The sequence below is a fragment of the Gracilibacillus caseinilyticus genome (genome assembly GCF_022919115.1).
Classification (GTDB): Bacteria; Bacillota; Bacilli; order Bacillales; family Amphibacillaceae; genus Gracilibacillus; species Gracilibacillus caseinilyticus.
This window is the reverse complement of sequence record NZ_CP095072.1, coordinates 397,104-419,804: the sequence shown is the minus strand read 5'-3', so window position 1 is coordinate 419,804 and position 22,701 is coordinate 397,104. Positions and strand designations below refer to the sequence as shown.

The window sequence follows — 22,701 nt, the reverse complement described above, 5'->3', positions numbered from 1 at the left end:
ATAGCTATTCAGACAAAGTATTAACCTCCCATTTTTGAGACAATATTCATATACAAAAATTATTATTGATATGGTGTGAGGGATATGAAACGTACAGAAAAACGAATCCAATCTTCGCTTGATGCTTTCAATGTAATCGGTGAAACTGACGAAGGTATACAACGAATTGCTTATACGCACAACGAGAAAGAGGCACAAGTTTTATTTGCATATCTTTGTAAGAAGGAAGGCATGGACATAAAGGTCGATGCAGTTGGCAATGTCATTGCCAGAAGGCAGGGGCGTTTCCGAAATGCACCTGCAGTTGCCATTGGTTCGCATGTCGATACGGTGTATACTGGTGGGAGATTTGACGGTATTGCGGGAGTAGTTGCCGGACTGGAAGTAGTGCGTCGCCTGAACGAAAAAAATATTCGTACGGACTACCCTGTAGAGATTATTGCCTTTACCTCAGAAGAATCGTCACGTTTCGGGATGTCAACGATCGGAAGTAAAGCAATGACAGGTAAACTATCCATCGAACAGGCGGTCAAACAGAGGGACAAAGATGGTGTGTCATTAGCAGAAGCGATGAAAAATTATAATTTCGAAATTGACAATGTCAAAGAGGCAGTCCGTTCGAAAGCTGAACTTCATTCTTTTCTCGAACTTCATATTGAACAAGGACCGGAATTGGAAAAGCAAAATAAAAAAATCGCAATCGCTACAGGAATAGCCGCACCTACCCGTTTGCGTGTTGGTGTCAAGGGAATGGCAGCTCACTCCGGAACTACTTCAATGGATAATCGTAAAGATGCACTCATAGCGGCATCTCAACTAGTCATCATGGTGGAGAAATTCGCTCAAGAAGAGAGCCTGCATAAAACCGTTGCCACAGTTGGTGTATTTGATGTATTTCCTGGAGCTATGAACGTTATACCAGGCAACGTTGAATTCAACGTGGATATCAGAGGTTTAAATAGTGCATCCAAGCATCGTATTGTCGAATGTATTAATAATGAAGCGAAAATACTTGAAGCCTCTCGTGGTGTTGACATTGACGTAGATATGATAGGTGATGAGCAACCTGTTTTATTAGATGAAGATATCCGGCAAGTACTGCTCGATTCTTGTAAGGATTTAGGCATTGAGCCAATGGTGTTTCCTAGTGGAGCGGGCCATGATGCAATGAATATGCAGTCTATTTGTCCAACAGGTTTGATCTTTGTTCCTTCACATAAAGGAATCAGTCATAATCCTAAAGAATACACAGCAATCGAAGATATTGCATTAGGATGTGATCTGTTAGAAAAATGCGTCTTGGAACTTTCGATAGAAAGGGAGATCAGCAATGCAAAGACATCAGGCTAATGTATTGTCGAACAAACAAGTAAGTAACAGGTATTGGCATATGGTCGTCGATATTAGTGAATTAAACATCGATGTAGATCCGGGCCAGTTTTTTCAGGTGCGTTGTGCTGACACGTATTTTCCTTTCTTAAGAAGGCCGTTAAGTGTCTATCGGATTAATGAGGATACGATTGAATTTTTATATTTGGTCAAAGGGCAGGGTACAAGTGCAATGACGAAGATTCAAGCAGGTCAATCGCTTGATATGATGGGGCCAGTTGGCGAGGGATTCAGTCTTGATCCATCCGCGGGGAATATTTTATTAGTCGCCAGAGGTGTTGGTGTTGCGACGCTGGCGGCTGTTGCACAAGCTGCCTGTCGTCAACAAGTAAAGTGCTATGCGATTATGTCTGCCAGAAGTCGTGATGATCTGCTAGCGATTGAATTCTTAGAGGATTATGGAGCGGAAGTATTTATTGTGACAGAAGAGGAAGGCACCAGTGATGTCGAAAATGTGAAGCGTATAATAAAAGAGGACATCTGTGCGACGACAGTAATAGATGCGATATACACCTGTGGATCAAGACGACTTTCAAAGCTTTCTCAGTCTATTGCTAATGAATTGCATATACCTGGCGAAATAGCACTGGAAGAACATATGGGGTGTGGCATGGGAGCTTGCTTCTCCTGTGTGTGCGATATTCGTGAAGGAGATACAACCAAGTCTGTTCGTGTATGTACCGAAGGGCCGGTATTTCCTTTGCATAAGGTGGTAATGGAATGACGAGTCGTAAAAATATGCAAGTTATCATTGGCGGTTTGACACTGAATAATCCGATCATGCCTGCATCGGGTGCATTTGGTCCTGAAATGGAGCAAGCACTCGATTTCAATCGACTTGGGGCAATTGTTCCTAAGAGCATTACCAAATTCCCGCAACCGGGGAATGCGAAGCCGAGAGTCTGTGAAACGAACGGGGGTATGATCAACTCGATTGGTATTCAGAGTAAAGGGATCGAGTACTTCTTAGCTCATACAATTCCAGCATTTGATAAGTTTCAGGCACCCATTATTGCGAGTGTGTCGGCGGAATCGCTTGAAGAATTTGTGGATGTATCTGCGACGCTTGCCAATCATAAAAGTATCCGTGGTTTGGAATTAAATATTTCCTGTCCGAATTTAAAAGGGGATGGCAAAGCATTTGGTATGGATGCAGCTATTACACGTGAACTGATTTCTCAAGTTCGAACCGTGACAACGAAACCCATCATTGCGAAGTTAACGCCGAATGTAACGAGCATTCAGGAAATTGCCGTCGCAGCGGAAAAAGGTGGTGCAGATGGATTGAATGTCGCCAATACGATGCTTGCGATGGCAATTGATGTTGACACAAGAAGGCCATTGATTGGCAATGTAATGGGCGGTTTCTCAGGACCAGCGGTCAAGCCGATTATCGTTCGTATGATTTATCAGGTCGCTCAGGTAAGTTCTTTACCTATCATAGGCTGTGGCGGCGTCATGAGTGGCCGTGATGCGATTGAAATGATGATAGCTGGTGCAAGTGCCGTACAGGTCGGTACAGCCAGTTTTATTAACCCTACGGCATTAACGGATATTTTAGCGGAAATAGAAGAATATATGGAACAGAATGAGATAACTGAAATAGAAGAACTGATTGGATCTATCATTATTTAGAAGGAGATTGCATGTATGGTATGGGATTTAAAAATTATTAATGGAACGATCGTTAATGCGTTGGAATCTTACCAGGCGAATATATTTGTGAAAGATGGCAAAATCGCTGCGATTACAAGCGAAGATCTTCCTGGTGAAGCGAAAGAAGTAATCGATGCGAAAGAAAAACATGTCTTACCTGGATTAATCGATACACATGTCCATTCCCGAGATCCTGGTCCGACGTATAAAGAAGATTTTGCGCACTCTACTAGGGCAGCGGCCGCAGGAGGAATTACGACGGTATTTGAAATGCCGAACACGACACCTCCGGTCAGCAATGCAGTGAACTTTGATTCGCAAAATGAAAATCTTGGTTCGAAGGCATATGTGGATTATGGATTATGGGGGATTTGTATTGGTCATTTGAATAATGGCGACATTCAGGATTTGCACCAAAAAGGTGTGATCGGCTTCAAATTTTTCTGGGGATATGCCGTTCATAAAGACACGTATCAATTGATGTATAACTACAAGCCTGGCATGGAAGATGTTATACCTCCGTTTGACGACGGGCAAGTGTATGAAATGATGGAAGAAGTCGCGAAGACGGGTCAATTATTTGCTGTCCACGCCGAAAGCAATGAATTAATTCAAACGTTGACGAACCGTGTGGAAGAGAGCGGTGGCCGTACGTATGAGGATATGATTAAAGGCCGGCCAAATGTTGCGGAAGCCTTAACCGTCAGCAAAGGGATTCAAATGGCAAAAGCAGCCGGTGTCAGATTCCATGTCCTTCACGTTAGCTCAGAAGAAGGATTGGATCTGGTTCGTGACGCGCAGATCAAAGGATTACCGGTAACTGTGGAAACTTGCCCGCATTACTTGTTCCTGTCGAATGAAGATTATCAAGATGTTGGACCACAGATGAAGGTATACCCGCCAGTAAAGTATAAAAAAGACCAGGATGCCATTTGGCGTGGTATTGCCGACGGGACGATTTCACATGTTTGTTCCGATCATGCCCCGCATACGGAAGAAGAAAAAGACGGAGATCTTTGGTCGATTCCTGCAGGGATGTGTGGAGTAGAATCAATGGTGCCATTGATGTTAAATGCGGTAAATGAGAAGAAAATCACATTATCAGATATGGTAGGTTTGCTGTCAGAAGAGCCAGCTAAACTTTTTGGTATTTATCCGAAGAAAGGCTCGCTTCATATTGGTGCTGATGCGGATATTACCATCGTTGACATGGAAAAACAGGCAGTCATTGAAAGAGATAAACTGCACAGTAAAAGCAAAGTAACTGCCTATGACGGTTTCCAGGTACAAGGAATGCCGGTTCAAACGATTGTACGAGGAAATACGATAATGAAAGACGGAGAAATCATTGGTGAAAAAGGTCACGGGAAGCTGATTACTCCTGCTGAATCCGGTGGGGCGGATTAATGTCAGGAGCGGAAAGTGTTAGAACATTAATAAAAAGTCATCGATCCATCCGTCGCTTTACAGATGAATCCATTTCACAAGAAATCATTGATGATATTGTGGAATGTGGGCAATGGGCGCCCACTTCACACAATGTACAAGCATATAGTGTGATCTGTGTCCGTGATCAGAAAAAGAAACAAACGTTAAGTAAATTATGTGGTCATCAGCGTTATATTGAGGAGTGTCCTGTGTTTTTCGTATTTGTAGCGGATTTCTTCCGGCATGCACAATTATGCGAAGCGAATGGGACACCGTTTGAGATTGAAGAAACAGAGAATCTTCTTGTTGGAGCGGTAGATACTGCTTTATTTGCAGAAAATGTTTTATTGGCAGCACGCTCGTATGGACTTGGTGGAGTCATGATCGGAGGCATTCGAAATGATGCAGCACAGGTTGCGAAATTATTAAAGCTTCCTAAATGGACGGTTCCAATCATGGGGATGTGTCTCGGATACCCGGCACAAGAACCATGGCAAAAACCAAGAATAACAAGAGCTGCCATTTTTCATGAAGACACTTACCAAACAGAGCAATTGCCGCAACAGTTACAGGAATATGAGTCTGTTTCTGCTGATTACTATACAAAGCGAACCAACGGACTTCGGACAAACGGTTGGAGCGCTGGTATGACATCGTATTTTGGGGAGATACGTAGAGCAAATTTGACTGATTTTATAAAAAGTCAGGGATTTTCATTGAAATAATGAGAACAGATAGTCAGGTCCTTGACAGGGTCTGGCTATTATTTTTGATACGAAAAGGGTGTGGTGAAATGAAAATGATTGCAACAGGGGACAGCTTTATTGCCAGAAGGATCCCAGAGAATGATCAACGGGCAAAATCTATTAAAGACTGGATCAGTGGAGCGGATGTACGTTTTACAAACTTAGAAATTACGACACATCAAAAAGAAGGATACCCATCACCTTTTAGCGGAGGGACTTGGGCAATGGCTGAACCTTCTGTGTTAGATGACCTGAAATACTATGGATTTAATTTATATAATTGGGCAACCAATCATACGATGGATTATTTACAAGGCGGATTATTGGCGACAGAACGTGAGCTGGATGCACGTGGATTGATTCATGCTGGTGCTGGTCGTACGTTGGCAGCAGCTGCTGAACCAAGATATGTAGATACTGTCCAAGGGCGTGTGGCATTAATAGGTGCTACATCTACATTTTATGAGGCTTCACTGGCGGGTGATCCAACACCACATATTAAGGGGAGACCTGGGATAAACCCATTAAGATATGAAGAGGTATATTATGTCACCAAATCGGAAATGGCTACATTGAAGCAGATATCGAGCAATACTCATATTGATGCGAACGAGATGCTTAATCGCTTAGAAGGATTTTCGGTAGAAGGTGGGCAGGACGAATTGCTGTTCAGTGGTAAATTGTTTAAAATCGCCGATCGATCACATCGTGTGCGACGTCCGTTAAAAAAGGATATCGAGAGACTGACTGCATCCATTCAAGCGGCCAGAAGACAGGCAGATTATGTGATTGTCAGTATACACAGTCATGAAATGGAGGGGATGGACAAAAATACGCCAGCTGACTTTTTGCGAGATGCTGCCAGAGTCTGTATTGATGCGGGTGCTCATACGATATTTGGTCATGGTCCTCACGTTGTCAGAGGAATTGAATTATATCAGGGCAGACCGATTTTTTACAGTCTGGGTAATTTTATTTTCCAAAATGATTCAGTGTCTTATCTGCCGTCTGATTTTTATCAGAAATATGGTCTTCGTACAGATGCCAATGTTGCGGATGGCTATGATGTGAGAAGTGATTTCGGCAAAAAAGGCCTGGGCGTCAATCCGTATGTCTGGGAATCCATCATTGCCAAATTAGCTTGGGATGGGGATGATTTGGAATCAATCGAACTGCAGCCTATTAAACTAGGTTTTGAACAGGCAAGGTATCAAAGAGGCTGGCCGGAATTGTCTGATAATGTAGAAGTTTTGCAACGCATAAAGGAACTTTCTCGTTCGTTTGGGACTGAGATTGTGGTGGAAGGTAAAAAAGCGATGGTAGTTTGTAAATAAATACTTATATACCCGGATAGACCTTTGGGAAGATTTATCCGGGTATATCTATTGATGAGCACTCTCTTGAAAAATAAGCTATTCCTTCAGTCCATATTTTCCCTCATCATCTCCGTAATATTTATTGTAGCGTTTCTTGAATTTATAGAAGAGATATTCCACGACCACTTTAAGGATAGCATATCCCGGTATCCCGAGGATTACTCCAACAACCCCAAATAGATTTCCTGCTATTAATAATACAAAAATAATCGTTAACGGATGGATATGCATCGTTTTCCCCATGATATTGGGTGAGACAAAGTTCCCTTCCAGAAATTGAACAGCAACCCATACAATTGCAAGTTTAAGTAACATAAAGGGCGAATTGACAATTGCAATGATAATGGCTGGGATGATGGCAATGGTTGGCCCTAAGTATGGAACAACACTTGTCACCGCAGCAACAATGGCTAATGTAAAAGCATAGTCAAGGCCAATAATCAGATAGCCAATAAACAGCAGCATACCAATCACGGTTGCGACGATAATTTGCCCTTGTATGTAGGAGCCAACCTGTGTGTCCATATTAGATAGAATCTGACTCGCATCGTTGCGAAATTTAGGTGGCAACAATTTGATAAAGAATCCTTGAAACTTTTTTCCATCCTTTAACAGGAAAAATAGAATAAAAGGGAATGTAATAATCGATACTACTGTCGTTGTAATGGTACTAGCGATATTTTGTATTCCTTGATAACCGCTCGATATATAGTTGCCGATTAATTGCGGAATCTCACTTAATTGATCCATCAGCCATTGGTAGCCTTCATCATAATAGGCACCTAAAAAGGAAGTTTGGATCCAGTCAGAGAGTTCATTTCCGAGCTGACGTAAATAGCTTGGGAAGGTTTGGATAAGATCTTTCACCTGTGCTTCAATGGCTGGAGCAGTCAACAGAATGATACCTGTCAGTGCACCACTAATACCAAGAATTAAAATTAATATCCCCCAAATACGGCGAATGCGAAAACGCTCCAGCAGATTGACAATAGGATTTAACAGATAATAGGCTACAAAGGCTAAAATAACTGGTGGAGCAAGCGTACTGAATATAACGACAAATGGATGAAACACGAATGAAATTTTTGTATAGATAAAAATGAAAATACCGATCAAGATAAATAATGCAAGTAAGTAAAATATATTTTTACCACCGATAAATTGTAAAAAGCGGTTGGAAGTATTATTCATCATACATATCTCCTTTTTGGGTTATATCAAAAATTATATTAGTAGTAGAATGATAAATTACCGCTCAGCTGTCGCATTAAGACGCGGTATTTGCTGTATTTTGAAATTATAATTACAGTCATAATTATAGATAGTTGTATAAATACTTACGTTAGATAGGACCGGTCGGGTTTAAACCGGTTTTTTTTAATGTACCATAGCACACGCTTTTTTGCTAAAAATATGTAACAGCTTCTACATGTACGGACATATTTACGTTGACGCTCATACATGTAAAATGATAAGATAAAAGTATAATAGTTTCACGCGATATTTTAACGATAATATGTGCAATAATAAGGATTTTACAGTTGTACCAACAAGTTAGTTGTTGTTTACAGGATACCCAATTCTAGCAGATAGTAATCAACAATTTTATGAAAATGCAATATTGGAAACGTTTTACAAGGATGTGGAACGGATAAACTTTTAAAATGGGGGAAATGCAAATGGTTTTCGAAGTAAAAGATGCAATTCAGAATGGAAATACCGTACTTGGGATTGAATTTGGTTCAACACGAATTAAATCTGTATTAATTGATGAAAACAATGCACCAATAGCTTCAGGAGGTCACGACTGGGAGAATAGTTATGTAGATAACATTTGGACATATAGTGTTGATGATATCTGGAAGGGGCTGCAGGATAGCTATCAAAAAATGGCTGCCGAAGTAAAAGAACAGTATGGCGTCTCTATTCAAAAAATTGGTGCAATTGGCTTTAGTGGTATGATGCATGGTTATATGGCATTTGATAAACAAGATGAGCTTCTTGTGCCATTCCGTACGTGGAGAAACAATATAACCGAACAAGCTTCAACAGAATTAACGGAGCTTTTTCAATATAATATCCCGCAAAGATGGAGTATTGCACACTTATATCAAGCGATTCTTAATAAGGAAGAGCATGTGTCATCTATTAACTTTCTAACGACAATTGCGGGTTACATCCACTGGAAGTTAACCGGTAAGAAGGTGCTCGGTGTCGGCGAAGCAAGTGGTGTTTTCCCGATTGATATTAACGAGCAGCAATTTAACCAGAGAATGATTACTCAATTTAATGAGGGAATTGCCTCTAACCAGCTACCATGGTCACTGGAGGACATCTTACCAGAGGTGTTAGTTGCCGGTGAGAATGCTGGAGAACTTACGGCAGAGGGAGCGAAATGGCTAGATGTAAGTGGTGAACTGCAAGCAGGTATTCCACTTTGTCCGCCAGAAGGGGATGCTGGTACAGGAATGGTTGCGACTAATAGTGTTGCCAAGCGTACTGGTAATGTGTCAGCAGGTACTTCTGCATTTGCGATGATCGTTCTGGAAAAAGATTTATCACAAGTTTATCCGGAGATTGATCTTGTAACAACGCCAACAGGAAACCTTGTTGCAATGGCGCACTCTAACAACTGTACGTCTGATTTAAATGCATGGGTTGGTATCTTTGAGGAATTCTCGAATGCGATGGGCATCGATGTAGATAAAGATAAATTGTTTGGAACGCTGTATCATAAAGCGTTAGAAGGTGATGCGGATGCTGGAGGACTTCTTTCATACGGCTATCTATCAGGAGAGCATATGACTCATTTCGAAGAAGGGCGACCATTGTTTGTTCGTTCATCTGACAGTAATTTCACGTTAGCCAATTTCATGCGTTCCCATTTGTTTACTGCATTTGGTGCAATGAAAATCGGAATGGACATCTTACTAAAAGAAGAAAATGTAAAGCTGGATGAAATCTTAGGCCACGGTGGCGTGTTTAAGACGGAAGGTGTGGGCCAAAGCATCTTAGCAGGTGCATTGAACGTTCCGGTATCCGTCATGGAAACAGCAGGCGAAGGTGGTGCATGGGGAATTGCGTTACTGGGGGCGTATATGATTAATAAAGATGAAAATGAGTCACTGGATGATTACTTAACTAACAAAGTATTTGCCAGCCAGGCGATTAAAACCATTTCACCTGAAGCTAAAGACGTAGAAGGCTTCGAGCGATTTATGGAACGCTACAAAAAAGGACTTTCAATCGAAAGAGCAGCAGTGGAAAATCTTCAATAAGATGAGAAAGGTTCCGTTCTAATCTGGACGGAACCTTTTTATTGTGTAAAAAAAGGAAAAGGCGATGAATGTTTATAATACGGACCTCATCAGTAGGCGGTTTTACTGACGATAGATTGTTTAGAAAAAGCATGCTTGTGTACGGATGATGTATACATTATTAACACTTCTAAATTCAGTCAATTCATAACTATCTGCTGAAATGACAGCTGAAACGACAATTGCCACAGTTTAATCAACCCTGATAGAAATTCTATCTTTATAGATATCAAATCAAATTACAGCTATTGATGTGTCCTATAAATAATCATTAGCTCAGAAATGGGGATTTCGAATGTTGACGAGGTTAGTAGAAAAGTATATCAAATAATCTCGAAATAGTGTGAATTTTGCTTTTTGTTTAGTAAATTATGGTATTTAATTAGTTAAAATTTACATAATTGTACCAAAACTGTAAAAATGATTATTTCAAAGAAAGCGATTACATGATATGTTTGGAATGTCAGATCAAGAAAGGAGGATCGATGTTTCGAGAATCAATTCAATTGTCACCAAAAAAAAATTCAGAAAAGGACGTGAGAAAATGAAGAAAATATCAATGAAATCGCTGATCTTTTTTGTCATGATGTTGTCGATTGTAGGATTTTCGTCTGTTCCCGCGTTTGCAGCTACACCTGATTTTTCCATGACTGGTTTTGCTACGTCTGATGGTGGGACAACCGGTGGTAACGGTGGAGATGAAGTTACTGTGCAGACAGGTGATGAGCTAATACAGGCCTTAGATGAAAAGGATGGAGACACACCGCTTAAGATATACGTAGATGGTACTATCACAACTAGTAACACGTCAGATAGCAAAATCAACATTAAAGATGTTTCGGATGTATCCATCATTGGTGTTGGTACAAATGGTGAATTTGACGGAATAGGCATAAAAGTTTGGCGCGCAGATAATGTTATTATTCGAAACCTCACGATCCACGAAGTAGACAGTGGTGATAAAGATGCTATTAGTGTGGAAGGCCCATCAAATAATATTTGGGTGGATCATAACGAGCTCTATGCGGATTTAAACGTGGATAAAGATCATTATGATGGACTTTTCGATGTGAAACGTGATGCATTTAATATTACATTCTCATGGAACTATGTGCATGACGGTTGGAAAGCAATGTTGATGGGCTCATCTGATAGTGATGATGATGATCGAAATATTACCTTCCATCATAATCATTTTCAGGATCTAAACTCAAGAGTACCTGCGTACCGTCACGGGGAAGGACACTTGTATAATAACTACTTTGAAGGCATCATTGACACAGGTATTAATTCTCGGATGGGTGCAGAGTTGCTAGTGGAAAATAATGTATTTGAGGATTCTAAAGATCCACTAGGCTATTGGTATAGCGATAGTACAGGCTATTGGAATGTATCTAATAACTTGTATATTAATAGTACGGGCAGCCAACCGACTACTTCTACGACAAATTATACGGTGCCGTACAGTTATTCACTAACCCCTGTTGATGATGTGAAATCAGTCGTAACACAATATGCTGGTGTTGGTGTTGTCCAGCCTTAAATGAGAGAGGGAGAGCTGCAATCATGTAGCTCTCTTTAATTTTTTATTACACTTTGTTTCATTATTTTGGTGAATCAATGATATATGGGAACGCAACATCTTCTACTCTTATACCTTTTGCCTTATGACAAACAGCTGCTTTCAATCTTCCGTACCCTTCTAAATAAAGTACTTTATCAGACGATTCCATTATAAGTCGTAATGTAAGAGGTAATAAACGTCAAACTATAAATATGTTATCGTTTTGATAAAATTGTTTAAAAATAATCGTAGCAGTTATTAGTTAGTGATTCTTTCATAAAATAATTCCAAGGAAAAATTAAGGAAGTTAGATTATTAAAATATATGTCGGGTAAAATAACTGCAAGAGGTGAGAGTTATGTATAAAAAACAAGAGAGGTATCTGATGTGGTTAGCCTTTATTGTGGCGGGAATCATGTTGCTTTCTTTTATAGGAAAATTATTTTAGCAGGAAGGAAGTTATGACGAATGGCAAATGAAGAAGCGGTGTTTTTTAGTCGTGTATTAACAGAATTGACACTAACTTTTCATATTATATATGCGACAATCGGTGTCGGTGTCCCACTGATGATTATGATTGCACAATGGGTCGGGATTAAGAAGAATGATGAACATTACATACTGCTGGCCAGAAGGTGGACAAGAGGGTTTGTGATTACAGTAGCAGTTGGTGTTGTGACGGGGACTGTAATCGGAATGCAATTGTCTTTGTTATGGCCGAACTTTATGGAGTTGGCAGGCCATATTATTTCATTACCACTCTTTATGGAGACGTTTGCCTTTTTCTTTGAAGCGATCTTTTTAGGGATTTATTTATATACGTGGGATCGGTTTGAGAATCAAAAAAAACATCTACTTCTGCTTGTTCCGGTCGCGATCGGTGCCTCATTTTCAGCGGTATTTATTACGATGGTCAATGCTTTCATGAATGCTCCTCAAGGTTTTGACATCGTAGACGGCGAATTGATTAATATTAGTCCGATTTTGGCGATGTTTAACCCGGCGATGCCAACGAAAGTAGCACATGTAGTAGTGACAGCCTATATGACATCAGCTTTTGTATTGGCTGCCATTGGTTCATTTCGTCTTTTGAAGGGTTCTAATCATATCTATCACAAAAAAGCAATTTATTTAATGATGAAAGTGGGTTTTGTTTTTTCGATCGCGACAGCACTTATTGGGGACTTATCCGGTAAATATTTAGCAGAATATCAGCCGGAAAAACTGGCAGCTGCTGAATGGCACTTCGAAACGGAGGAAAATGCTTCGCTGATTTTGTTCGGGGTATTGCAGGATGGAGAAGTAAAGTATCAAATTGAAATTCCATATGCATTGAGTATCCTTGCTCATAGTAATCCAACTGCTGAGGTGACAGGGCTCAATGAATTTCCTGAAGATGAAATACCACCATTGTATATCCATTATTTATTTAATATTATGGTTGCGATCGGTATGTTAATGCTGTTCGTATCTGGATTGTATCTATACGCTAAACGTTGCGGTTGGCGTTTTGTTAATAAAAAGTGGTATCACTGGTTGATTGTTGCCGGTGGGCCGCTCTCGATTATTGCTATAGAAACGGGCTGGTGGTTGGCTGAAGTAGGAAGGCAGCCGTGGATTTTACGAGGTATACTAAAAGTAGAAGATGCTGCAACAACTAGTGCTCATGTCGATATGATGCTGATTGCTTTTGCCTTATTATATATTGTGCTGGGTATCGGTTCAGTAGTTATATTATCACGTATGTTTAGACGAAATCCGGTGGAACAAGAATTACAAGACCGTAGCAGAGAAAAAGGGGGTGACATTCAATGACATTAGAAATAATAGGTATCACCGTGCTATGGTTATTTCTATTCGGGTATGTCATCATTGCCTCTATCGATTTTGGTGCAGGTTTCTTCAATGCATACAGCCTGCTGACTAATAAAAATCACATTCTCATCAAGATTATACAGCGCTATCTGTCGCCAGTATGGGAAGTAACGAATGTATTTCTTGTCTTCTTCTTTGTAGGGATGATCGGTTTCTTTCCCAAGACGGCTTTTTATTACGGAACAACATTACTCATTCCTGCCAGTCTGGCTCTTATTTTATTAGCGGTTCGTGGTTCCTATTATGCATTTGAAACTTATGGGTCACGAGGTCACAAAGGGTATGCCTTTGCCTACGGGATGTCTGGTTTGTTAATCCCGGCAGCGTTGTCTGTTTCACTTGCGATTTCAGAGGGCGGTTTTGTATCGCTTGTGGATGGGGCTCCAGTATTACACTATCGAGAATTGTTTTATAGTCCATTGACTTGGAGTATCGTATTTCTCGCGATTACATCTGTTTTATATATTTCTGCAGTATTTCTCACCTGGTATGCCAAGCATGCAGGGGATGAGGAGGCAACAATCCTGATGCGTAAATACGCCCTTATCTGGGCGTTTCCAACAATGATAACGGCTTTTGGGATTATTGTAGAACTGCGTGCACACAATCCGGAACATTATGAGAATATCGTTGACATATGGTGGGCCTTTTTATTATCAGGGTTACTATTTATTGGAACATTCTGGCTGATCTGGTCAAAGCGTCAATACGCACTTGCCTTTTGTATGCTGGTAGCACAATTTTTTATTGCATTTCTAGGTTACGGCTGGTCACATCGACCGTATCTGCTGTATCCTCATTTAACGTTATACGATGGTTTTACAAATGAAGCAATGGCGACTGCTTTAATTATTGCGTTTATCCTAGGGTTTCTGCTGCTTTTACCTTCCCTTTACTTACTGCTGCGATTATTCTTGTTTAACAAGGAGTATGTAACAGGTAAGAAAAATCATCATGTATAGGAGGAATCAAGATGAATGAGTTTCTAATTTTTGTTGCGCCGTTCCTCATTATTATCGTATCTCTTATCTTCGTCTTTTGGTGGGCAGTTCGAGATAAAGATGCTTCTTGAATAAAGAACTTTTCTTTTTATTCCTTACTTACGCCTATTCGGTTAATTGCATAGGATGGAGAGAAGAAGGTATAAGGAGAGGAGAATTGGCATGTATTATCAACCATATTATTATTATAACTTCCCCCCTGGCTATTATCGGCCAGTCCCGCAATCAGTTGATTACGGCGGTCAGCCATATGTTGTAAATATAGATGAAGCAACGAAACAGAACGACACATTTCGAAAAGCGATATGGACTGGAGACCATCTTCAGGTGACATTAATGAGTATTGGTGTTGGGGAAGATGTAGGTTTAGAAGTACATCCTGATACGGATCAGTTTCTTCGGGTTGAACAAGGGCAAGGAATGGTCATGATGGGTGACGAAAAGAATTATTTAAATTATAAGCAATATGTAGGCGATGATTTTGCAATAATGATTCCAGCTGGTAAATGGCATAATATGGTCAACACCGGATATGAACCGTTAAAGCTGTATTCCATCTACGCCCCGCCCGAGCATCCATATGGCACCGTACACCCAACCAAACAAAGCGCCATGCAAGCGGAATAACGCAGCTGTTAATTATGTTTAATAAAATCTAATAAGTTTAGTTGTTCCAGGAATTAATATAAGCTAACCCTAAGTAAATACGGGTTAGCTTATTAATTGATTATAAAGCTATTCAATCGTAACTTTATCTACGTATACAGCCGTTTGAACACTACTGTTACCAGAGCTGATAAATTGAACGCCTATTTCTTTAATGTTATTTAAATTCGGCACATTTGATAAATCTAATGATAAAGTTTTACTGTTTGATGAATTAATTAACACACTTCCATTATCAGACCATTTCCAGTCAGGTCCTGATTTAACGTATAATTTGGCTCTTAGCCCGTCGCCGATATTTCCCCAATTTGCATGTTTTACAGTTGCTTTCAATTGGGATTTTCCGCTAAAATCATTATTCTTGGTAAGGGATAGGTAATGTTCTGAATTACTGGATAGTGAAATATCTGCTTTCAATGAATGATTTCCACTTTTGGCCCATCCATTTACATGCCAAGGCCCGGCAGACAGATTTACACCACTCCAGTTTTGGGTGCTCGTCTCAAAATCATAAAGTATTTCCTCGGATTCCCCTACATCGCCGCCATTTCCACTTTCGAATACAGGACTAATTGTCGAAGTAGCCTTTATCCCGTTGGATCCATTAACGATTCTATTTCCCCAAGTAGTTAAATTATTACCATTCCAATCATTGGACAAATCCAAATAGTCCCATTCTGATCCATTTCCTTTCCATGACCATGCAAGCCACCCAACATTTTTTTGGTTGGCGTAACTCAAAATTGTATCTTCATCTACATCTCCATCAGTGTGCTTATGACCAAATTCTCCTATTATTAAAGCAAGATTCTGATTAATTACATTGTCTATATTCGCTTTGATTGTGGCTGAATCTCCACCTGCATACTCATACATATGAATGGAGAACATAGTGTTTTTTAGTGGATCTGCATTCAGTACTTCTTGTCCATAGTTATGAATGGATTCGGGATATTGTCCCCATCCAGCTGAGTCTACGATTAATGTGTGATCTAAGCCAGCTTCTCTCAGCTTAGGAATTGCTTGCTTATAGCCATTTGCCCATTCCGAACCATCCCACGTACCGTACCATTCATTTGCGATATTGATGATAACTTTATCTTCTTTCCCAATTATTGCATCTTTTAAATCGATCCAGTAATTCACAGCGCTATTCAATGTGTTAATGTTATCTGATCCAGTAGCATCGTGTACTTCTAACACAGCGATCAAGTTATTCTCTTCGGCTATTGATAAGAGATTTTTAACTGTTTCAATATCATCTCTTGTGTACTGGCTGCCATCTGACAGAACAATTCTTACTGTATTTGCTCCTGTCTCTGCAATGGCAGGAATAGCGGAAGCGGAATCACCCTTATACCATGAGTGTGCATGATTAACACCTCGCATTACAAAAGGTTCACCGGTTGCATCATAAAGTTTGTTATCGCTTACATAAAAACCGGTTTCTGCTTGCATTTTTGGAGTGAAAATAAAAAAGAAAGTGGAAATTAACAAGATAAAACTTAAACACAAAAAAGATCTTTTTTTAATTGTTTTCATAAAATCACCTCGTTAAAATTTTTATTTTATCTCTTTCTTTTGAATAATTTTCCTCCTTTCGTGAATCTTAGAAAGAGGTAAAAAAACAATGAATAATAGAGTGTTTTTTAGCTAATCGATGACTTTATAGAATACATTCTAACACAAAGTAATTATAAAACAATCTAATTTATTATAAATTTTATAATTAATAGAATTTACCCGGTTATCTCTGTTTTTTGGACAAAATCATTTGTTTTTTTTCTGGAACAGGTGCTTATTCACTTTGATTTATCAAGGTTATCGATTAACTATTTTTATTATTTGGAAGGTGATAGGTCTATTGTATTAGTCTGATTTCTTATATCAAACCGTATCTCGATTGTTTTCTATGTTGGACAAATAATCATCTATTCCTGACAAAATACGATTTTGACACGAAATGTTCAGTTTTTATTAGGTTCACCCCCATGAATAGTTGCCGGTGCTGTGATAAAATAAAAAAGAAGTGTCCCGCAAAATATGCTGATTTATTTTATATAAAATGATTATCTTTATTGGATAGAAAGGAAAGATGCAAGATGAGTAATCAACATAACTCACAGCAGTTGCCGCCAAAAACGTGTACAATTGACCGCCTTGTTACAATAGAAGCAGACGTAGAAAAAGTCATTAAAGGAGAAAAAACAGCAACAAGACGAAATGGCCGATATGCGGATATTGGAGAGGTGATGACACTGAAAGATCACCATTTCCGTGTCGATAATGTGTATCAACAGTCACTTGGAATGATTACGGATGAGGACGCTAAGCGAGAAGGATACGATAATTTAGAAGCATACAAACAGTCTATTTTATCTCTTCACCCTGGTATGCCTTGGGGACCGAAGATGAAAGTGTGGGTACACGAATTCAGTGCTGTTGATTAATGGTGTTTTTCTGCCATTGACATATAACGACAAAACATGCTAAAGTTATCAATAATCAAAACGTTAACTTAATAGGATCTTGTCTTATCAAGAGAGGTGGAGGGAATGGCCCTTTGAAGCCTCGGCAACCATTAAGCATTGCTTAATATAGGTGCCAAATCCAACTAAGTCACTATACTTAGTAGAGATAAGGAGTTTTATTAGCAAGTTGAATCTCTCTATCTCTAGATAGGGAGATTTTTTGTTTTACACAAAAGGGATCTGTTTTACCAGCTTTTATTAACCAAAAAAGTCTGAATATTAAATATATTCAAAAAACTATTAAGCTAGTAAATAAATAAGAGGGTGAATATCTAATGTCGATTGTACTTGTAGACGGTATAAGGACGCCTTTTGGAAAATGGAACGGAGCATTATCATCATATTCGGCCACTGAATTGGCAAGTGCGCCAATGAAGTACTTACATGAAAAATATCCTGAATTAGCGCCGTTTGATGGTGTGTTGTTAGCGGAAGTCATTCAGGCTGGACAAGGCCAAAATCCTGCAAGACAAGTAGCACATGCAGCTGGGATTAGCAGTCATACCCCTGCTATTACGTTGAACAATGTTTGTTTAGGTGGAGTAGCTTCTGTAATTGATGCAGCCCGAAGAATTTTGTTGCAGGAAGGCACAACTTATATCGTTGGTGGATTTGATTCAATGTCGAATGCACCTTTTACAGTAACGAAACATAGTAAAAAGTTTGGGCACCAGACCATGACAGATACGTTATTACATGATGGGTTATGGTGTTCATTGAGTGAGCAATCAATGGGAGCGTTGACGGAACAGGCAAATCAGAAATATGGTATTGGACGAACGGAACAGGATCACCTCGCAGCACTCTCGCAACAGCGCGCAGCCTTCGCTCGGTCGAAAGGGTTTTTGCGAGAAGAGATTATACCTTTTTCAGACATTTTAGAGGAAGATGAAGGCATACGTGAGCAGACAACAGCGGAAAGACTAGCAAACTTGAAACCTGTATTTGCAGAGGGTGGCACGATAACGGCGGGGAATGCTTCGCAGATGACAGATGGAGCAAGTATCGGTATCGTCACATCCAGTGAAAAGGCAGAAGCATTGGATCTTTCTCCACTTGCAACGATTACCGGTTGGACAGAAACGGCAGGACCAGATGCCAGTTTACAAACAAAACCAGCTGATGCGATTCAGAAGCTGTTAACAGCACAGAAGCTGTCGGTCGACGATATTGATTTATTTGAAATTAACGAAGCTTTTGCAAGTGTGGTAATTGCAAGCTGTCGTGCACTTGACCTCGATTTGGATAAAGTGAATGTCAACGGTGGAGCGATCGCAATTGGTCATCCACTTGGTGGTACAGGCTTTCGATTAATATTGACCTTAGCGAAAGAGTTACAACGACGTGGCGGTGGCAAAGGAATAGCTGCATTATGTGGAGGCGGTGGTCAAGGAATTGCTATTTTAATTGAAGTACCAACGAAAGGAGAATGATCATGAGTAGTCAAATTGTAACCCGTAACCGAGTATTATGGGAACCTGCACAACGTGATATCGATCAGTCCCATCTAAAAGCCTTTGCTGTGTTTGTTGATCAGTCATTATTTCCATACGACAGACTGCACCGATGGTCGATTACCCATATTGCGGAATTTTGGTCAGCTGTTTGGGATTATGCCGGTATTATTGGTGAAAAGGGCACTCGCTATTACAATCCAGCAGATTCAATGGTGGATGCGGTTTTCTTTCCTGATGCATCACTTAATTTTGCAGAAAATGTCCTGCAAGCCAATCCTGACAACATAGCCGTTTTTCAAGCGGACGAAACAGGCGTGACACAAGCGATCACATTTAGAGATCTCAGCGAGCAAGTGGCTAAAGCTCAACAAGGATTTAAGCAGCTAGGCGTGAAACGAGGCGATTGTGTTGCAGGAGTTACGACAAATAATATTGACGGCCTTGTAGCATTATTAGCTACTGCTTCGCTTGGTGCGATTTGGACGTCTTGTTCACCGGATTTCGGAGCGAAGGGTATTATCGATCGTATTGGCCAAGTACAGCCTAAAGTATTGATTGCTCATCTTCATTATCAATATAAGGGAAAACCATTTGATATTTCCGATAAGGTAGAGGAAATAGCAGAACAGATGGATAGTATTCAGCATGTAGTGACAACAACAGGCATTGTGGATGGTGCGGTCAGTTGGGAATCACTACTAGATAATCAAGCTGTTAAACCAGAGTTCGAACAGGTGAATTTTGGTGACCCGCTTTATATTTTGTACACGTCGGGCACAACTGGTCTGCCGAAAGCGATTGTTCATTCAGTTGGTGGTACGTTATTACAGCATGTCAAGGAACATCAGCTGCATGGCGATGTAAAAGAAACAGATACACTGTTCTGGTATACCAATACCGCTTGGATGATGTATCCCTGGCTCGTAACGGGATTAGCAAGTGGTGCATCGATTTTGTTATATGATGGAGCGCCGATGTTACCGGAACGCCCAGCACATTTATGGGATATTGCAGAAGAGATTCAATTAACGCATTTTGGCACAAGTCCGAAATATTTAGAGTCCTTAGCCAAAGCCGGCGTAAGATTAAAAGACGATTATACTTTATCCTCATTAAGATCGATACTTTCTTGTGGAGCACCTCTGGTCAGTGAGCAATATGACTGGGTATATGACACGATCAAAGAAGATCTGTTGCTTCAATCGATTTCAGGTGGTACGGAGATTATTGGCTGCTTTGTGATGGGCTCCCCAATTCATCCAGTGATTCGCGGGGAAATTAGCTGCAAAGCATTAGGCATGGCAGTTGATGTATTGGATGAACGCGGCATTTCGGTTTTCGGAAAAAAGGGAGATCTTGTTTGTACAGAGCCATTCCCGAGCATGCCTCTCACTTTCTACGGAGAAGGAGGCGATGAGCGGTACCGCAATAATTATTTTTCAGATCGTCCCGGTGTATGGACACATGGGGATTTTGCTGAACAAACGATCGATCAGTCTCTCGTTATCTATGGCAGGGCGGATACGATTCTGAATCCAGGTGGCATCCGAATTGGTACTGCTGAGATATACAGTGTCGTGGATCATATGGAAGTGATACAAGATTCCGTCGTTTTTGGCTTGCCTTTTGACAATGATGAGGAAATTGTCTTATGTGTGGTGACGGAGCGGTTAACGAAAGAACTGGCCCAAACAATCCGTCAGCAGATTCGTCAGAAGGCATCACCGCGTCATGTACCAAGGCGAATTTATCAGGTTACAGACATTCCGCATACAATCAACGGCAAAAAAGTAGAAGGGGCAGTGAAGACGACAGCAATTGGTGCGGAGGTAAAAAACAAAGCATCGATTCGCAATCCAGCGTGTTTATCTGAATTCAGCGAAATCAAAAAAAAGGAGTGCTACTGATGGTAAAACGTCCAAGAGGAGCTATAATCGGTATTGGTGAGCTTAAACCAGAGCGCTATTCAGAAGGAAAAACAACATTAAGCTTAATAGCAGAATCGGTGCAGCTGGCAATACAAGACGCCGCTATTACAAAAGACGACATAGATGGTTTACTGGTTGGCCCACAGGTCGGGGAAACACCACAACACGTACCTGCTACAGTGTCAGAATATTTAGGCATTTCACCAGCTATGTCTAATACAGTAGATCTCGGTGGAGCGACCGGTGCTGGCATGATATGGCGTGCGGCAGCTGCAATTGAAGCCGGCATGTGTGAAACAGTTGTCTGTGTTTTAGCGAATAAAAATGAAAGGGATAGTGCCCCTCGTTCGCCTAATCGAAATCCTATTCGTGAATTTGATGTACCTTTTGGTGCTTCCGGGGCCAACACGTCATATGCACTGCTGAAAAGACAGCATATGGAGGAATATGGTTCACAGCAGGAAGACTTTGCCCGCATTGCCTATTGGTCGAGAAAAAATGCTTTGAAGAATCCGAAAGCAATTTTTTATAACAAACCAGTAGAGTTGGAGGATATATCGCAATCTCCGCTTATCTCTGATCCATTGCATCTGTTAGAGATTGTGATGCCATGTGCCGGAGGAGCGTCAGTGATTGTGACCTCGGAAGAAAAGGCAAAAAAAGCGGCTAAACGACCAGTTTTTTTGAAAGGTGCAGGCGAAAAAATCACCCATCGTGCTGTCAGTCAAGCGCCAGCATTGGATCGGTTGCCTTTTCAATATTCGATTCCTCAAAGTTTGCGACAGGCAAATATAACAGCGGAAGAGCTTGATTTGTTGTCCCTGTATGATTGTTATACAAGTGTTGTTGCAGTACAACTGGAGAGCATCGGCATATGTGAACAAGGCAAGTTTGGTGAATTTGTCCGCGGCAATAGCTTCAGCCATGATGGTGATTATCCGTTAAATACACATGGTGGCCAACTAGGCTTTGGTCAAGCAGATTTAGCAGGTGGGATGTCGCATGTGATTGAGGCTGTTGTACAGTTGCGAGGCGAAGGCGGAGATCGGCAAATTCCTAATGCTAAGCATGCACTTGTGACAGGCAATGGTGCGACGTTAAGTGAAACGACCTCATTAGTGTTAGGAGGAGAGCCGTCGTGAATATTTCATTTCCTGAACCGACGATTACGCCTATCACGAAACCATTTTGGAATAGCATTGAGCAAAAGAAGTTTACCTTACAGCAATGTGAGAATTGTGAACAATGGATCTTTTATCCACGAGCACATTGTCCGCACTGCTTTGGCAATCGCCTTACTTGGCGGGAAGCGACAGGAAAAGGTCGATTAAAAACATGGAGTGTCGTGCATCGTGCCGGTCACCCTGCATGGCAATCTCTTACTCCATATGCGGTAGGTATTGTTGAGTTAGAAGAAGGTCCGTCCTTATTGACGCATTTACTGATTAGAGAAAAGGAGCTTCGCTATCAATTACCGGTTGAAATCAGCTATCATGTCCTGAATGAGCGACAATTACCTTTTTTCAAAAGAGAGGAGGGTGAATCATGATTTATACGTATCTTGCATTAATCGCTGTCTTCTGGATTATCGGACTCTCGATTTGGTTCAAGTTTTATCACGGCGCTAACCGTCCGTAATACTCCCACTTCAAGATTCGAGAGATAAATAAGAAGCTAAGTGGTGGATAAACGGACGATAACTTCCTGATAAGTTTCGCTAGCAATCAGTGGGGGTCAAAAACCTCCGCTGATTGAAGTCTCACTTTA

The 22,701-nt window shown here is 40.6% G+C and carries 19 protein-coding genes and 1 riboswitch; of the genes, 17 read left to right on the top strand and 2 right to left on the bottom strand.

Going from position 1 to position 22,701, the window contains the following annotated elements; translation table 11 throughout:
- Positions 1-84 precede the first annotated feature (84 nt).
- The 6 genes from MUN88_RS01960 to MUN88_RS01935 all read left to right on the top strand — a co-directional run bounded on the left by MUN88_RS01960 (position 85) and on the right by MUN88_RS01935 (position 6,553).
- The gene (locus MUN88_RS01960) at positions 85-1,350 is read left to right on the top strand and encodes a M20 family metallo-hydrolase (protein ID WP_244720209.1); all 1,266 of its coding nucleotides are present in this window, start codon (positions 85-87) and stop codon (positions 1,348-1,350) included.
- Positions 1,331-2,113 (top strand): dihydroorotate dehydrogenase electron transfer subunit, encoded by a 783-nt coding sequence (locus MUN88_RS01955; RefSeq protein WP_244720207.1) that lies wholly within the window; start codon positions 1,331-1,333, stop codon positions 2,111-2,113. Before MUN88_RS01960 ends, MUN88_RS01955 begins: the two co-directional genes overlap by 20 nt.
- Entirely contained in the window at positions 2,110-3,024 is a 915-nt protein-coding gene (locus MUN88_RS01950; protein ID WP_244720205.1) for a dihydroorotate dehydrogenase, read from the top strand. The genes MUN88_RS01955 and MUN88_RS01950 overlap by 4 nt, the downstream gene beginning before the upstream one ends.
- A 15-nt stretch (positions 3,025-3,039) precedes the next feature.
- Positions 3,040-4,452 carry an allantoinase AllB gene (gene allB, locus MUN88_RS01945; protein WP_244720202.1) on the top strand — a complete coding sequence of 471 codons (1,413 nt, stop codon included), beginning with the start codon at positions 3,040-3,042 and terminating at the stop codon, positions 4,450-4,452.
- Positions 4,452-5,198: an oxygen-insensitive NADPH nitroreductase gene (gene nfsA, locus MUN88_RS01940; protein ID WP_244720199.1), complete on the top strand. Its 747-nt coding sequence runs from the start codon at positions 4,452-4,454 to the stop codon at positions 5,196-5,198. The genes allB and nfsA overlap by 1 nt, the downstream gene beginning before the upstream one ends.
- A 68-nt stretch (positions 5,199-5,266) precedes the next feature.
- The gene (locus tag MUN88_RS01935; protein WP_305852489.1) at positions 5,267-6,553 is read left to right on the top strand and encodes a CapA family protein; all 1,287 of its coding nucleotides are present in this window, start codon (positions 5,267-5,269) and stop codon (positions 6,551-6,553) included.
- 78 nt (positions 6,554-6,631) lie between these two features.
- On the opposite strand, the gene MUN88_RS01930 is transcribed toward MUN88_RS01935, so the two are convergent.
- Positions 6,632-7,789 (bottom strand): AI-2E family transporter, encoded by a 1,158-nt coding sequence (locus MUN88_RS01930; RefSeq protein ID WP_244720196.1) that lies wholly within the window; start codon positions 7,787-7,789, stop codon positions 6,632-6,634.
- A 485-nt stretch (positions 7,790-8,274) separates the two neighbouring features.
- On the opposite strand from MUN88_RS01930, the gene MUN88_RS01925 reads away from it, so the two are divergent.
- From MUN88_RS01925 to MUN88_RS01905, 6 genes are all read left to right on the top strand, one after another.
- A complete protein-coding gene (locus MUN88_RS01925) occupies positions 8,275-9,873 on the top strand; it encodes a xylulokinase (RefSeq protein ID WP_244720193.1) in 1,599 nt (532 codons plus the stop codon).
- Positions 9,874-10,456: 583 nt separating this feature from the next.
- Positions 10,457-11,455: a pectate lyase family protein gene (locus MUN88_RS01920; RefSeq protein WP_369809929.1), complete on the top strand. Its 999-nt coding sequence runs from the start codon at positions 10,457-10,459 to the stop codon at positions 11,453-11,455.
- 489 nt (positions 11,456-11,944) lie between these two features.
- Positions 11,945-13,291, top strand: a complete 1,347-nt coding sequence (locus MUN88_RS01915) for a cytochrome ubiquinol oxidase subunit I (RefSeq protein ID WP_244720190.1) — start codon at positions 11,945-11,947, stop codon at positions 13,289-13,291.
- Positions 13,288-14,313, top strand: a complete 1,026-nt coding sequence (locus tag MUN88_RS01910; RefSeq protein ID WP_244720187.1) for a cytochrome d ubiquinol oxidase subunit II — start codon at positions 13,288-13,290, stop codon at positions 14,311-14,313. Before MUN88_RS01915 ends, MUN88_RS01910 begins: the two co-directional genes overlap by 4 nt.
- Positions 14,314-14,324: 11 nt before the next feature.
- Positions 14,325-14,423, top strand: a complete 99-nt coding sequence (gene cydS, locus MUN88_RS21935) for a cytochrome bd oxidase small subunit CydS family protein (protein ID WP_440136856.1) — start codon at positions 14,325-14,327, stop codon at positions 14,421-14,423.
- Between the two features lie 91 nt (positions 14,424-14,514).
- On the top strand, positions 14,515-14,979 hold the full coding sequence (locus MUN88_RS01905; protein WP_244720184.1) for a cupin domain-containing protein: 465 nt from the start codon (positions 14,515-14,517) through the stop codon (positions 14,977-14,979).
- Positions 14,980-15,087: 108 nt separating this feature from the next.
- On the opposite strand, the gene MUN88_RS01900 is transcribed toward MUN88_RS01905, so the two are convergent.
- A complete protein-coding gene (locus MUN88_RS01900; protein WP_244720181.1) occupies positions 15,088-16,560 on the bottom strand; it encodes a glycoside hydrolase family 5 protein in 1,473 nt (490 codons plus the stop codon).
- Positions 16,561-17,120: 560 nt separating this feature from the next.
- Between MUN88_RS01900 and MUN88_RS01895 the strand changes: the two genes are divergently transcribed.
- The 5 genes from MUN88_RS01895 to MUN88_RS01875 all read left to right on the top strand — a co-directional run bounded on the left by MUN88_RS01895 (position 17,121) and on the right by MUN88_RS01875 (position 22,483).
- Positions 17,121-17,468, top strand: a complete 348-nt coding sequence (locus tag MUN88_RS01895; RefSeq protein ID WP_244720178.1) for an ASCH domain-containing protein — start codon at positions 17,121-17,123, stop codon at positions 17,466-17,468.
- 81 nt (positions 17,469-17,549) lie between these two features.
- Positions 17,550-17,662, top strand: a riboswitch (SAM riboswitch).
- A gap of 162 nt (positions 17,663-17,824) precedes the next feature.
- A complete protein-coding gene (locus MUN88_RS01890) occupies positions 17,825-18,982 on the top strand; it encodes a thiolase family protein (RefSeq protein ID WP_244720175.1) in 1,158 nt (385 codons plus the stop codon).
- Positions 18,983-18,984: 2 nt separating this feature from the next.
- Positions 18,985-20,913, top strand: coding sequence for an acetoacetate--CoA ligase (locus MUN88_RS01885; RefSeq protein WP_244720173.1), 1,929 nt, complete (start codon positions 18,985-18,987; stop codon positions 20,911-20,913).
- The gene (locus MUN88_RS01880; protein WP_244720170.1) at positions 20,913-22,076 is read left to right on the top strand and encodes a thiolase family protein; all 1,164 of its coding nucleotides are present in this window, start codon (positions 20,913-20,915) and stop codon (positions 22,074-22,076) included. Before MUN88_RS01885 ends, MUN88_RS01880 begins: the two co-directional genes overlap by 1 nt.
- Positions 22,073-22,483, top strand: a complete 411-nt coding sequence (locus tag MUN88_RS01875) for a Zn-ribbon domain-containing OB-fold protein (protein ID WP_244720167.1) — start codon at positions 22,073-22,075, stop codon at positions 22,481-22,483. The genes MUN88_RS01880 and MUN88_RS01875 overlap by 4 nt, the downstream gene beginning before the upstream one ends.
- Positions 22,484-22,701: the final 218 nt, after the last annotated feature.